The sequence below is a fragment of the Marinomonas sp. NPDC078689 genome (assembly GCF_044542435.1).
Classification (GTDB): Bacteria; Pseudomonadota; Gammaproteobacteria; order Pseudomonadales; family Marinomonadaceae; genus Marinomonas; species Marinomonas arenicola.
Genome location: NZ_JBITUJ010000006.1, coordinates 122,836 through 136,132, shown reverse-complemented (window position 1 = coordinate 136,132; position 13,297 = coordinate 122,836). Strand labels below are relative to the sequence as shown.

At 46.1% G+C, this 13,297-nt stretch carries 13 protein-coding genes; 7 read left to right on the top strand and 6 right to left on the bottom strand.

What is annotated here, in order from left to right; genetic code table 11:
- Positions 1 to 47: 47 nt before the first annotated feature.
- From ACIGBN_RS11510 to ACIGBN_RS11500, 3 genes are read right to left on the bottom strand one after another with little or no spacing between them, the layout of a single operon-like run.
- Entirely contained in the window at positions 48 to 980 is a 933-nt protein-coding gene (locus tag ACIGBN_RS11510) for an ABC transporter permease (protein ID WP_133003772.1), read from the bottom strand.
- A gap of 9 nt (positions 981 to 989) precedes the next feature.
- Positions 990 to 2,057, bottom strand: a complete 1,068-nt coding sequence (locus ACIGBN_RS11505) for an ABC transporter permease (RefSeq protein ID WP_396665535.1) — start codon at positions 2,055 to 2,057, stop codon at positions 990 to 992.
- Positions 2,054 to 3,619, bottom strand: coding sequence for an ABC transporter ATP-binding protein (locus ACIGBN_RS11500; protein WP_396665533.1), 1,566 nt, complete (start codon positions 3,617 to 3,619; stop codon positions 2,054 to 2,056). Before ACIGBN_RS11500 ends, ACIGBN_RS11505 begins: the two co-directional genes overlap by 4 nt.
- A 390-nt stretch (positions 3,620 to 4,009) precedes the next feature.
- Between ACIGBN_RS11500 and puuE the strand changes: the two genes are divergently transcribed.
- From puuE to rlmM, 5 genes are all read left to right on the top strand, one after another.
- Positions 4,010 to 4,921 carry an allantoinase PuuE gene (gene puuE / locus ACIGBN_RS11495; protein ID WP_243712035.1) on the top strand — a complete coding sequence of 304 codons (912 nt, stop codon included), beginning with the start codon at positions 4,010 to 4,012 and terminating at the stop codon, positions 4,919 to 4,921.
- Between the two features lie 11 nt (positions 4,922 to 4,932).
- Complete coding sequence (gene uraD / locus ACIGBN_RS11490; RefSeq protein ID WP_133003769.1) at positions 4,933 to 5,469, top strand: 2-oxo-4-hydroxy-4-carboxy-5-ureidoimidazoline decarboxylase; 537 nt, start codon at positions 4,933 to 4,935, stop codon at positions 5,467 to 5,469.
- 145 nt (positions 5,470 to 5,614) lie between these two features.
- The gene (locus tag ACIGBN_RS11485) at positions 5,615 to 6,709 is read left to right on the top strand and encodes a GGDEF domain-containing protein (RefSeq protein WP_396665530.1); all 1,095 of its coding nucleotides are present in this window, start codon (positions 5,615 to 5,617) and stop codon (positions 6,707 to 6,709) included.
- Between the two features lie 90 nt (positions 6,710 to 6,799).
- The gene (locus ACIGBN_RS11480; protein WP_133003767.1) at positions 6,800 to 7,471 is read left to right on the top strand and encodes a TIGR01621 family pseudouridine synthase; all 672 of its coding nucleotides are present in this window, start codon (positions 6,800 to 6,802) and stop codon (positions 7,469 to 7,471) included.
- Between the two features lie 41 nt (positions 7,472 to 7,512).
- Positions 7,513 to 8,565, top strand: coding sequence for a 23S rRNA (cytidine(2498)-2'-O)-methyltransferase RlmM (gene rlmM, locus ACIGBN_RS11475; RefSeq protein ID WP_396665527.1), 1,053 nt, complete (start codon positions 7,513 to 7,515; stop codon positions 8,563 to 8,565).
- 127 nt (positions 8,566 to 8,692) lie between these two features.
- On the opposite strand, the gene ACIGBN_RS11470 is transcribed toward rlmM, so the two are convergent.
- Positions 8,693 to 10,366, bottom strand: a complete 1,674-nt coding sequence (locus ACIGBN_RS11470) for a murein L,D-transpeptidase (RefSeq protein WP_396665526.1) — start codon at positions 10,364 to 10,366, stop codon at positions 8,693 to 8,695.
- The gene (locus ACIGBN_RS11465; protein WP_396665524.1) at positions 10,363 to 10,650 is read right to left on the bottom strand and encodes a YkgJ family cysteine cluster protein; all 288 of its coding nucleotides are present in this window, start codon (positions 10,648 to 10,650) and stop codon (positions 10,363 to 10,365) included. The genes ACIGBN_RS11470 and ACIGBN_RS11465 overlap by 4 nt, the downstream gene beginning before the upstream one ends.
- 189 nt (positions 10,651 to 10,839) lie before the next feature.
- Between ACIGBN_RS11465 and ACIGBN_RS11460 the strand changes: the two genes are divergently transcribed.
- Positions 10,840 to 12,075, top strand: a complete 1,236-nt coding sequence (locus tag ACIGBN_RS11460; RefSeq protein ID WP_396665523.1) for a response regulator — start codon at positions 10,840 to 10,842, stop codon at positions 12,073 to 12,075.
- A gap of 39 nt (positions 12,076 to 12,114) precedes the next feature.
- Here the strand turns inward: ACIGBN_RS11460 and ACIGBN_RS11455 are convergent, their stop codons facing one another.
- Positions 12,115 to 12,912 (bottom strand): response regulator, encoded by a 798-nt coding sequence (locus tag ACIGBN_RS11455; RefSeq protein WP_396665521.1) that lies wholly within the window; start codon positions 12,910 to 12,912, stop codon positions 12,115 to 12,117.
- Positions 12,913 to 13,004: 92 nt separating this feature from the next.
- Here ACIGBN_RS11455 and ppiC point away from each other — a divergent pair, with 92 nt between their 5' ends.
- Positions 13,005 to 13,283 carry a peptidylprolyl isomerase PpiC gene (gene ppiC, locus ACIGBN_RS11450; RefSeq protein WP_133003760.1) on the top strand — a complete coding sequence of 93 codons (279 nt, stop codon included), beginning with the start codon at positions 13,005 to 13,007 and terminating at the stop codon, positions 13,281 to 13,283.
- Positions 13,284 to 13,297: the final 14 nt, after the last annotated feature.

Below are 13,297 nucleotides of genomic sequence, written 5' to 3'. Positions count from 1 at the left end.
TATCTATTTATAAACAAGGGCGTGTGATTTCACACGTTTTATCATTGTTACGCCATATTCCTAGGGTCGAATGGTTTTCCTAGAGATCTGGGGGCTAACAATTTTTCTTTAAACTGATCGGCGCTGATAATGACCATAACAATCACAGTGGCCACGTAAGGCATCATGGCCAACAGGTTGGACGAAATGTTCACGCCCAGACCTTGTAGAACCAAATGCATGATGCTGGCAAAGCCAAATAAATACGCGCCAAGCATGATGCGACCAACGCGCCATGAGGCGAATACCACCAAGGCCAATGCAATCCAACCACGGCCAGCGGTCATGTTTTCGGCCCACATGGGCGTATAAACAAGGGACATATAGGCGCCTGCTAGTCCTGTCATGGCACCGCCAAACAGAATGGCAAGATAACGGACTTGCAGCACCTTGATGCCAATGGCATTGGCCGCATGAGGGTTTTCTCCGACGGCCTTGAGTACCAAGCCCACACGCGTTTTATTGGCCACATAAGCAATGACAACCGCTAATACGAAAGACAGATAAACCAAGATGTCATGTTTGAATAAAATGTCTCCTAAGTAAGGGATAGAAGACAGCACGGGAATGGCAATTGGCTGGAAACCTTGCACGGTATTGCCCACAAAATCAGAACCAACAAAAGCGCTTAGGCCTGTGCCGAAGATGGTGAGAGCCAAACCAGTGGCCACTTGATTCGCGCCCAGCTGAAGCACTAATACGGCAAAGATAAGGCTCATAAAACTGCCCATTAGCATGGCGCCCAATACGCCCAGTCCAGCGTTGCCTGTGGCGTAGGCCGCAATGAAGCCAACCACAGCGCCCATGAGCATCATGCCTTCTTGGCCTAGATTGAGCACACCTGACTTTTCACAAATGACTTCTCCTAATGCAATAAGCAATAACGGCGTGCCGGTTTTAATGGCGGCAAATAAGATTTGAACGATTAAATCTGCGTCCACAACGGGCTCCTAATGAGTAGCTTGTTTGTTGAAAATAAGGCGGTTACGAATGAAGAAGTCACACGCCAATAGGAAGAACAGTAAAACACCTTGGAACATACCAACCACCGCCACGGGAATGCCCATTTGAATTTGCGCTAAATCACCGCCCATGTAGAGCACCGCCAAAAAGATGGCCGCAACGATCGCGCCCAGTGGGTGCAAGCGACCTAAATAGGCCACTATGATGGCAGAATAGCCATAACCAGGAGACACATTTGGAACCAGTTGACCAATGGGGCCGGTGACTTCCGATACGCCAGCCAGTCCTGCCAGTGCGCCAGAAAAAAGCATCACAAACCAGCTGAGTTTTTTGCTATTAAAACCGGCGTATTTAGCGGCAGGCTCATCCGCACCAAAGACTCGAATCTGGAAGCCTAGGTGGGTTTTTGTGAGCACAAACCAACCAATGAAGGCAGACAGAATGGCAAATAAAATGCCCAAGTGAATGCGGCTTCCGTCAAACAAGGTCGGCAAAGTGGCGGCTTCTGAAAACAACGCGGATTCCGGGAAGCCATAGCCGTCAGGGTCTCTTAAAGGCCCATTGACAGCCCAAATTAATAGATACAGACCTATGTAGTTAAACATGATGGTGGTCAATATTAAATTTGAGTTAAAGCGCAGTTTGAGAAAGGTCGGAATGGCGGCCCATAACATGCCAGAAACAATGCCGGCGAGCAGAGCACAAGGCAGTACGAATACCGACTCTGAATCGATGAAAGTCAGGGCAACCACCGAGCCACCCAAGGCGCCTACCAGTAGCTGGCCTTCAGCACCAATGTTCCACATATTGGCGCGGTAACAAAGCGACAAGCCAACAGCGCACAATAATAGCGGTCCCATTTTGACCAGCATTTCGCCAACGTTGTACATGTCGGAAAGAGGTGCGATCAGCAAAACATGCAAGGCTTCAAAAGGGTTTTTATTTAGGGCTGAAAAGAGAATGCAGCCGAAAAGTAAGGTGCACACAATGGCGATCAGTGGTGATGCGACCTTCATTAGTGAACTGGGCTCGGTCCGAGCTTGGATGCGCATCATGCCGTTGTTTCCTCAGTGTGGTGAGCGGGAGTGATAATAAAGGTGCCCGCCATCCATTGGCCTATTTGATCAATGCTAGTGTCGGCGGTTTTGACAACCGGAGATAAATGCCCGTCACACACGGCAGCCATGCGGTCCGCTAATAAAAACAACTCATCAATGTCTTCAGACACCAGCAAAATCGCCGCGCCTTGATCGCGTAGAGCGAGTAAGGCCTGATGGATGGCCAACGCTGCGCCGACATCAACGCCCCAGGTCGGGTGCGCACAAATTAATACTTTTGGGTTTTGGCCAATTTCGCGGCCCATGATGAATTTCTGTAAATTACCACCGCTGAGGCTTTTGGCTTCCGAGAATTCCCCGTGGCATTTAACCTTGTATTGAGCGATCAATTTGTTGGCGTATGCTTTTAAGGGTTGCCATTGCACTAGGCCTTTTTTGATAAAACCTTGGCTGTGGGTCAGTAGCGTATTTTCCGTGAGGCTCATGTCTGGCACTGCGCCACGACCTAAGCGTTCTTCAGGCACGTACGCCATGCCAAGCTTGCGACGTTGTCCGGCGCTGAGTTGGCCAATACTCTGTTCTTCAAGTGACAGGGCGTGACCTGTGTTGCGCTCGTCTTCACCACTGATGATGGCCATGAGTTCATCTTGACCATTGCCTGCAACACCTGCAATACCAAGAATTTCGCCGGCTTTTAACTCAAAGTTAATGTTTTTTAGGCTGGTGCCAAAAGGCTGTTTGGTGGTGAGATTCAGGGCGCTCACGGTGAACAACGTGTGGCGACCTTCTTTCTTCGAGTAGCCTGCGTCTTGCTCGGCCAATTCTCCCACCATCATTTTGGCAATCGTCGCGGGGGTTTCTCGAGCAGGTTCACAGGTTGCAATGACTTTGCCTGCTCGCAATATGGTGGCTTGTTGGCAAATCTCAGTCACTTCATGCAGTTTATGGCTGATAAAAAGAATGCTGCAGCCTTCTTTTGCCAAAGTGCGTAATACCACAAACAGACCAGAGACTTCCTGTGGTGTTAACACTGAGGTTGGTTCATCTAGTATTAATAGCTTCACGGATTGCACTAAGCAGCGCATTATCTCAACGCGTTGTCTTTCGCCGATGGATAATGAATGAACGTAGCGGCTAGGGTCGACGTTTAAACCATATTTCGTTGAGAGCTCACTGATTTTATGAGAAAGATTACCAATCGAAGTCAATTGTGTTTTGCTTAGGCACAATTCAATATTTTGGCTAACCGTTAATGTTTCAAACAATGAAAAATGTTGAAACACCATGCCGATGCCAAGTTCTCTTGCCTTCGATGGTGATTTAATTTCAACCGCTTTGCCATCCCAGAGAATGTCGCCACTGTCAGGAGCGACAACGCCATAAATGGTTTTTACTAGGGTGCTTTTTCCTGCGCCGTTTTCACCCAATAGAGCATGAATTTCGCCTGGCATGAGCGTCAAGCTGACACTGTCATTGGCAAGGCAACCGGGGTACTGTTTAGTGATATTTGCTAATTCGATACGTGCTATCGAATGCCGCTTTTTCAATGTTTCCGCCACCGTAAGTTCTCTGCTGTTGTGCTCATAAGGAGCAGATTTTAGTCAATGATCCCTAAATATACTAACTGTACGTGAGTTGAGTTAGTTGTGTGACCTCGTATTAATCATTTAACTACCGCCCTAATTTAGTGCGCAAGTTAATGGGTGTGCTCTATCTTGTTGCTGAAATGACGCGGTAAAACTTTGACCGATCGGTTAATAACTTGCTACTCTGTTTTTTCTTGAAATTTATGTTTCATACAAACAACAATCGTGCCAAATTTTTTAAATTGTTGTAATGTTTTTATGAAAGGCGCGAAGGATACGAGATTTTCAGTTAATTGTCTGTATGGTCAAGTTTCTTTTGTATAAATGGTCAAACCAAGATGTTGTTAAATATAGGAGATAAAGATGTCTTATGATCGTGATTTATTAGGTTATGGCGGGCATCCTGTTCATCCTAAATGGCCGAATAAGGCAAAAGTCGCCTTACAATTTGTATTGAACTATGAAGAAGGTGGTGAAAACTGCATTCTTCACGGTGACCCAGCATCGGAAGCGTTTCTGTCTGAAATGGTGGGGGCGGATGCAAGAGAGGGGGTTCGCCATATGAGCATGGAGTCCATTTATGAATACGGCAGTCGCGCTGGTGTATGGCGAGTTCTGTCACTTTTCAAAGAAATGGACATACCATTAACCGTCTTTGCTGTAGGGATGGCGCTGGAACGGCATCCAGAAATCGCTAAGGCATTTGTTGAAGCGGGTCATGAAGTGTGTAGCCATGGTTATCGTTGGATCGATTACCAGTATGTTGATGAAGACACTGAACGCGCAGACATGCAAAAAGCGATTGAGGTTATTCGCCAGTTAACGGGGCAGCGACCTTTAGGCTGGTACACAGGCAGAACGAGTCCAAATACGCGTCGCTTAGTCGCCGAAGAGGGAGGGTTCTTGTACAACGCCGACGATTACAGTGATGATTTGCCTTTTTGGCGGTTGGAAAGCGGCGTTCCTCAGTTAATGATTCCTTACACCCTAGACACCAATGATATGCGGTTTGCGGCCTTGCAAGGCTTTAATACCGCAGAGCACTTTTTTCAGTACCTAAAAGACGCCTTTGACACCCTGTATGCGGAGGGTGAAACTAGCCCTAAAATGTTATCAATTGGCTTGCATTGTCGGTTAATTGGCCGTCCTGCGCGCATTGCCGGCTTGCGCCGTTTCTTGGAATATATTCGACAATTTGACGGCGTTTGGTGTGCCCGTCGTATTGATATTGCGCATCATTGGCGTGAACATTTTCCTTATAAAGCCCAAGAGTAGAGAGTCAAAATATGAGCAATCAGGCCGATCTTCTATTAAATAAGCCCAGTGCCTTGAATGAGCATGAATTTATTCAACATTATAAAGATATTTATGAGCATTCAACCTGGGTGGCTGACGCCGCGTGGCAGCATATTCAACGCTGTCCTCGCGTGGCAGATTTTGATCGTCGAAGCGCACTGCAAGCGCTCTTGTATGAGATTGTAGAAAGCCGTGACTATGAGGTGAAATTGGCTTTGCTGCGTTCCCATCCAGACTTAGCTGGGAAGGCGGCATTGTCTGGTGAATTAACCCCGTCTTCGACGTCAGAGCAGGCAGGGGTTGGGTTAGACCAATGTACGCCCGCCGAGTTGGCGCGTTTTACCGAGTACAACAATGCGTATAAAGCGGCGTTTGATTTTCCTTTTATTATGGCGGTAAAGGGAGCGACCAAAGCGCAGGTTTTATCCGCTTTTGAGTCTCGTATTAACAACAATGTTTCGCAAGAGTTTCAGACCGCGATGTCGCAGGTGCATAAAATTGCCGCATTTCGATTAGCAGAAAAATAAATTATTAATTCTAGAGAGGCGAATTGAGCGCTAATGAGTAGGAAAAATCGCGCTTTTTAGGTAGAATTTAAGCAATAAAAATATCAAGCTCGGTTCTTCATGATAGTACGTCTTTTTGTGAAGCCTTTATTAGATTAGGAATAAAGTGCCACCTTCAAAGAACAATTGGCTGGAAAAGCTTCTCAATTTCGGTATTTCAGAAGGCTCAGCAAATAATTTAAATTACAAACAAGTTGTTAATTTAGCCTTAGCTTTGCTCTGCGTGACGGATGCCGGCATGATGCTTGTTTTTGCGCTGCAGCAGGCTTTCTGGGTTGTTGGTTTTTACGCCATTTTCATGGTCATCTCCCTGTTCGGTTTTTATCTGCATTCTCGACATTACTTCTCTCTTGTTAAATTAATTGTTCCCTTCAGCACCATAGTGCAAATTGTTGTTACAAGTTTGTATTTTTTTGGGCCTGGTAGTGATTTCCACTGGTTGTTTGTGACAGTGGCTGCTTATGCGTTTACGGCGTTTCGTCCCGATGAGAAGATCATGCGTTATGGTGTGGTTTTATTGTCCGTGATGTTGTTTACCGCTTGTGAGATCTTTCCCCTAGAAGGCGTGCATATGAGCAATGCCGACCAGGGATTGACCGCTGTCCTGACTTTTTTATGGACCTTGTTTACATTAGCTGTGGTCATCAATGTGGTGATCGCGCGTTTGCGAAAAGTGAACGATTATTTGCGCGTGCTAGCAGAGAAAGATGAGCTTACTGGGTTGGCCAATCGCCGCAAAGTATTGACGAATGCGGTGACCATGTACACCGAGGCGATGTATTACCATCAGCCCTGTGTGTTTGCTATTTTGGATCTTGATCACTTTAAACGTATTAACGACACCTTTGGTCACGATGCCGGAGATTTGGTTCTGAGTGAGATCTCTGGGGTTATGCAGTCCTGTTTAAATAAAGGTGACGCCATCGGTCGTTATGGCGGCGAAGAGTTTGTCGCTATTATGGGCAATACAACGCTAACAGAGGCGCAACAAAAAATGGATTCGCTGCGTGAAACGGTTGAAAACACTTATATCACAACCGAAAAAGGCATCGTTATTCCTGTGACTGTAAGTATTGGTCTGGCGGCGATATCGAGCCAAACCAAACGTTATGAAGACGTATTGGCGCTGGCGGATACCGCACTTTATCAAGCCAAGAAAGCAGGGCGTAATCGCGTTATTGCTCAACAACCCACATTTTAATGTTTGAATGCCATTGACAAATGAGTTGTCCACTAAGTTTGGGGATAACTCTGTTGGCTTTTTTTATTTTCGCTTTTTTGAGGTTCTTCTTTGTTAGACATAGTGTTCCGCTGTGATGATTTTTGGTTGGTAAATAAGCCTGCAGGCATGAGTTTTCATGGAGAATCAGACACGTTAGGGGTTATACAGACGTTAAAGCGTGATTATCCTTCTCACGTGTTTTACCCAGTGCATCGATTGGATAAAATAACCTCAGGTTTGCTGGTGGTTGCTTTGCATCATGAGGCAGCGGTCACATTCGGCCATATGTTCGAACAGCATTTGATAGAAAAGCGCTACGTGGCGATTTCGAATCGTAAGCCTAAAAAGAAACAGGGGGCGGTTCGTGGTGGTATGGCGCCGAGTCGACGAGGTCAGTGGAAATTGACCAAGGGGCTTGAGAATTTGGCTGTGACGCAGTTCTTTTCCGCTGCGTTTGAGGGCAAACGGGTTTTCTTTTTAAGGCCGTTAACCGGCAAAACACATCAGATTCGTGTGGCGTTAAAGAGTGTGGGTGCGCCCATTCTTGGTGATGAACGTTATGGCGGTGAGCCTTCTGATCGTGGTTATTTGCACGCCTATTTTTTGTGTTTTATGTGGCAGGGTGTAAAGCAAGAGTTTCGTTGTTCTCCTAATGTAGGGGAGCATTTCAGTTCAGCGTTTTGTGAGTTTCTAGAGTCGAACTTTCAGGAAACGTCATTAAAATGGCCGTCAGGTCAATAAATGTAACCCAAGTCTGATGTGGCTTTGGGGTAGGAAAGTAAATGAAAAATATTTTGGCATATTGCCGACCGGGTTTTGAGAAAGATTGTGCCGCTGAGTTGGCACAAGTGTCGTCTGAGAAAGGGTTTTATGGCTACGCTAAAGTCGTTCCAAACGCGGGTTATGTGGTCTATTGCTTTAATCAGACGGATACGATTGAAGAGTTAATTAAGCAGTTGTCGTTTAACCGTCTTATTTTTGTGCGTCAGTTGATCGCGATTAATGAGGTTGTGGAGTTTGAATCTGGCTCGCGAGTGGAGTCCTTGTTGGACGCGGCTCGTCAATTGCCTCTTGCAGAAGAAGTGTGGATTGAAACCGCCGACACAAATGACGCAAAAGCCTTGTCTGGGTTAATTAAAAAACTGGATAAGCCTTTAAAAATGGGTTGGAAAAAATCTGGTGTGTTGCGTAATAAAGCGGTTGGCGTGCGCCATCATGTTTTTTTATTGGATGGCGAAAGTGCTTACTTAGGGGTGTCTTATGCGGCCTGTCGCAGTGAGTTCCCAATGGGCATTCGTCGTTTGCGTTTCCCAGCAGCAGGGCCTAGTCGCTCTACGCTGAAGCTAGAAGAAGCCTTCTTGCAGTTTGTGCCTGAACATAAGCGAGACACCGATTTGCTAGAAGGCATGACGGCGGTTGACCTTGGTGCTGCGCCAGGTGGTTGGACGTATCAATTTGTTAAACGTGGCATTAACGTGATCGCGGTAGACAATGGCCCTATGCAAAAAGAGCTTATGTCGACAGGCTTGGTGGATCATGAAAAAGCCGATGGCTTCAAGTTTGAGCCGCCTTACACAGTAGATTGGCTAGTGTGCGATATGGTGGAAAGACCCATCATGGTGGCTGAGTTGATGGCGAAATGGCTGGCTAGTCGCTGGACTCGTCGGGCTATTTTTAATTTGAAATTGCCGATGAAAAAGCGTTATCAAGAAGTGGTATTGTGTCTTGAGTTGATTGAAAAGCAGTTGCAAAAAGCCGGTGTTGGTTATCAGTTTCAGGCCAAGCATCTGTACCATGACCGAGAAGAAATCACCGTTTGTATTATTGCTCACTAATTTTTCTTTAGTGAGATAGGTGCTGTTTTCCTGTTACTAAAAAGCCCCATTCACCGTGAATTATATTTCTAGGTGAATGGGGCTTTTTGCTGTCTGCTCGCTGGAGAAAAGCTGGGCTGGCCGTGATTTAGAGAGACTCTTTTACATGAAATGCCTTGTAGCCCATGGCGCGTTCCATTAGCTCGTCGCGGTGGTATATGTCGTTACGAAATTCTGGCATGCCGTTGGCGTTGGGCACCACGGTAAAATAGACGATGTAAACAGGGATGTAAGTTGGCAGTGTGATGACTTTGCTCTTCTTGCTCTTCATAACACTAGCAAGCACGCTTGCCTGGGGGCTGTTGTTGGTGATGTTTTTCGCAAACGCCGCCGCGTGTTCGAGGCGAATACAGCCGGAACTGAAAGCGCGATCGGTTCGTCTGAATAAATACTTGGCTGGGGTGTCGTGCAAGTAAATTTCATTTTTATTGGGGAACATAAATTTGAATGAACCCAGAGCATTGTCTTCGTCGGGGATTTGCTCGAAGCGGAATGAAAGGTCTTCAGGGGCAATGTTTTTCCAATTAATGCGTGTCGGATCTAGCTCTTTTGCACCAATGCTCCAGCTTGAGAATACACGAAAACCGTGTTTGCCTAAGTAATTTGGGTCGGCTTGAAGCTTAGGCAATAAGTTTTCTCTTGCGATACGGTGCGGAATGCGCCAGCTAGGGTTGGCCACCATGTATGTCATTGTGCCTTTGAACACAGGTGTCATTCTGTCTGGTTTGCCAATCACGGTTTTCATGGTGGTGCGATTGCCGTTTAGGTAGGTGTCGACTGAGTAGTTGGTCAGGTCGACCCAAATGCGGTTTGCTTCTAATTTATTGGGTAACCAGCGCCAGCGTTCTAAGTTGAAGGCGATTTCTTCGGCGCGTTTTTTGAGCGGAACGTTGAGCATTTGAATGGTGTTTGCGCCAGCCGCGCCGTCGGCACTTAAGTGATGACGATGCTGAAAACTTTGTAAGGCTTCTTTTAGTTTTTTATCAAACCTGTCTTCGTCTACTTTGCGTGTGGAGAAGCGAATGTCGCCTAGTTGTACTAATCTTGCTCTGAGTTGTGAAACGCGAGGGCCTTCGTCTCCTATTGAGAGTGCTGAGCCTGGTTGAACGACAATGTCTTTTTCTTTTTTGGCAAGTTGTTGGTAATAGACTAACCACTTTTGTAGCACTTGATATTGAGGGTTTCGCGGAGCAAGCAGCGGCAGAGAGTCAACCATTTCACCCGCGGTGCTTAAAGAAAGTAGGTCTTTCCAGTCGCGACTGGGTGCATCAAGCTGCCAGTTTGGGTCAATCAGTTGTGGCTCATAGCGGCCATTGCTGATGTCGTGTGCATAGCTAGACAGGGCAATGGTTGTAATGACGTCCATTTCCGCTAGCTGTTGTGTGGTTGGGGACTTTAGCGACAAATAGTGCTTGATGATGCCGACATGATAGTAAATTGGATTAAGGCCGTGACTGTTCGCTTTTTCTAAAATGGTGACCAGTTTGTAGATAGAGGGCACAATGTGCTTGTCTTGTATCCAAATAGGTCGATAGCCGCGTTCAGCATACGTCGATAAAACGGTGTTGTTAGGAAGTGCTTGGCCCGCAACCGGGGTAAACGCGTTCAGCATCATGCTGACTTGGTCTTTAACGCTGCTTTTTATTTGTGATTCGCTGGGTTGCTCAACCACTAATCGGTTGCCGGTATTGGTGGTGGAGCAAGCGCTCAGCATGAGGCAGAGTAGCAAGAGTGTGATGGGGCGTTTCAGCGTAAGCGTCATAGGGTGCTCCTAGCAGTGATATGGTGGTCCGTTGGGGTGGTTGCTTGTTCAATCGAGGTGATAATTTGCAAGGCTTCTTCTCTGCTGTTGCCACAGATCATCGCTTCGGCGCTAAAATCACGGCACACTTTCGGGCGGGATGGATCATTGAAAATGGCGCAACGATAGTCGGTTAGAAGGTGAATGCATGCCTGCCCAGCGGCTTTCCCATTGGGCATCCCTGGAATGGGGGATGAAATAGAAGGTGCTGTACAACAGGCACCGCAGTGAGAACGACATTGCATATCGGCGAGATACCCTGTTAAATGGCTTAATAAGCAAGTAAGTTTATGTAAATAGATAGAATATTCAAAAACTTATGCATTTATATACTATTTTAAAGTATCCCAAGCATAGGGCAATAGGAAAGCTTTAAATAAGTGTGTAAATCGACCTGAGACGTCCTCCTTTAGTGAAGTGTTGTTATTATCATTATGAACAAAATTTTAGTGGTTGAAGATAGCCCCGTTGTATTAAAAGTTTTAAAGCATTTATTGTCGCAAACCGCCTCTTTTTCACCTGTGTTATGCGCCAGCTATGAAGAAGCAAAGTTGGTGTTAACTGAGGAAGGAAGTGAGCCTTTTTTTGCGGCGATTGTGGATCTTCATTTACCAGATGCCGTAGATGGGGAGATCGTCGATCTTGTGTTGTCGCTTTCGATCCCTTGTGTTGTGTTAACGGGCACCTATGATGATGCACTGCGCTTAAGTTTGTTGAACAAAGGGGTCTTGGACTACATCACAAAAGACAGTCGCTATTCGTTTAATCATGTCGTCAGTGTGATTGAACGCCTCAGGAAAAACCAATCAATTAAAGCCTTGGTAGCGGAAGATTCGTCGACCAGTCGTTTGTTTATTAAAGCCTTGCTTGAACAATACCGTTTTAATGTCATTGCTGTAGAAAATGGTCAAGAAGCCTTGTCTATGTTGGAGTCAGATCCTGATATTCGCTTACTGATCACCGATCATAATATGCCGCTCATTAACGGCTATGATTTGGTTCGAATGTTACGTCAGAATACTCGCTTCCAAGACTTGGTGATCATAGGTTTATCGGCTGAGGGAGATAATGCCTTGTCGGCAAGGTTTATTAAAATGGGCGCGAATGACTTCATTAAAAAGCCATTTTATCATGAAGAGTTTCATTGTCGGGTGATTCAAAACTTAGAGTCCCAAGAAATGTTAGAAACCATTCGTGATATGGATGCGGTTGATTCCTTAACGCGCTTAAGAAGTCGCCGTTATCTGTTTGATGAAGGTCAGGCGTTTTTTGATAAACAAGCCGCCAAGCCAGAGGGCGTGGGGCTGGCGATGATCGATTTAGACGCTTTTAAGCAAGTGAACGACATTTATGGCTTTATGGTTGGCGATGCCTTATTGAAAGAAATGGGCGAGCAGATGCTGCTGTCTTTTCCCGAGGCGCTGGTGGCTCGATTTAGTGGGGAGGAATTTTGCGTCATTGATGAAGGCGGGGCGTCTTTTGATACTAAACTGCAGAGTTTTATGTCCGTGCTGAGGGCAATGACCTTCACCGAAGCTAAGATCCCTATGACCTCTAGTATTGGTGTGTTTGTAACCCAGGATGGCGGCCTAGAAGAGGCGATTAAGATCGCTGATGCGCGTTTATACGAAGCCAAAAGCCGCGGCCGTAACCAGATTGTTGCAGGTTAACGCCGAGGCTTCTGTGCGCTGCTGGGTTTAATGGGGTATCTAATTTAAGATTTGCGCTAATAGCTGACGAATGACCCTAGGCTCAAAGGGTTTCCCACAGATCGCATCTACCCCTTCTTGGGCAATGTTTGACAGCTGGCTGTCGCCGGCGTTGGAGCTGACCATTAGAATGGGAATGTGGGCAAGTTCGGTTGATTGTCGAACGGTTCTCGCCAGCTCTCTCCCGTCCATTTCTGGCATATTATAATCTGTGACAATAAGGTCAAAATCGTCGCAATTTAGACGTTCGATGGCTTGCTGGCCATTATCGGCTACCTGTATGTGGTTTATGCCCATGGCATTTAAGGTGCGGCTGACGTACTTTTGCGACATGATGCTGTCGTCCACCACGAGAACTCGTAAGTTTCGTGGATCAAACAGCTCTAGGCTGATTTCCTCTTCTAGAATAAAATCCAATGTCGAATAAATCGCTCTTTTGAGGTCTTTATTAGTAAAGGGCTTAGGCAGAATGGCCAATACTCCCGCTTGTTTTAAGTGCTCTAGGTTGTGCTGATTACTCTCGCTCGACACTAGCATAAAGCATTGTTCTTCTGTCCTTTCATTGCTGCGAATGGCGTCGATTAGCTCGTTCGCTGTGCCATCAGGAAGGTACATGGCTGAAATAATCAGGTCTGGTGGAAAGCTGGCCAGCAGTGCGAGAGTTTCTTCGATGTTGTTGGCAAATTCAATGTGCTTAATGCCGGATTCTTCAAGTGCTTTGGCGATGACTTTTTTTTGCATGTCGGAAGGTTCGACGAGCAAAAGAGAGAGATCTTGAATTTCTAGATAGGGTTCCACAGCCTAGTCGCCTTATTTGGTGTAAAATCTCATCCTATCACATCAAATACGTTAGAATGCGAGTTTGATCAATATTTGAGTTGGAGAGAAGGGTGGCGACAGCAAGTGCATGTCATATTTTGGTAAAAACCAAAGCAGAAGCAGAATCCATTAAAGGAAAGCTGGATAAAGGTGCGGATTTTTATAAGCTGGCTAAGCAGTTTTCTACTTGCCCGTCAGGTAAAAAAGGTGGGGACCTTGGGGAGTTTCGTAAAGGCGATATGGTTGCGGCGTTTGATAAGGCGGTTTTTAGTGGCCCTTTGTTGAAAGTGCAGGGACCCATCAAAACTCAGTTTGGTTTTCATCTGATAAAAGTATTGTACCGATCTTAATCACATCACACACG

Bases quoted from the DNA above. Each gene is read 5' to 3' on its own strand.
- ACIGBN_RS11505 (WP_396665535.1), bottom strand. From the start codon at position 2,057: ATGATGCGCATCCAAGCTCGGACCGAGCCCAGTTCACTAATGAAGGTC.
- puuE (WP_243712035.1), top strand. From the start codon at position 4,010: ATGTCTTATGATCGTGATTTATTAGGTTATGGCGGGCATCCTGTTCAT.
- uraD (WP_133003769.1), top strand. From the start codon at position 4,933: ATGAGCAATCAGGCCGATCTTCTATTAAATAAGCCCAGTGCCTTGAAT.
- rlmM (WP_396665527.1), top strand. From the start codon at position 7,513: ATGAAAAATATTTTGGCATATTGCCGACCGGGTTTTGAGAAAGATTGT.
- ACIGBN_RS11470 (WP_396665526.1), bottom strand. From the start codon at position 10,366: ATGACGCTTACGCTGAAACGCCCCATCACACTCTTGCTACTCTGCCTC.
- ACIGBN_RS11465 (WP_396665524.1), bottom strand. From the start codon at position 10,650: ATGCAATGTCGTTCTCACTGCGGTGCCTGTTGTACAGCACCTTCTATT.
- ACIGBN_RS11460 (WP_396665523.1), top strand. From the start codon at position 10,840: ATGAACAAAATTTTAGTGGTTGAAGATAGCCCCGTTGTATTAAAAGTT.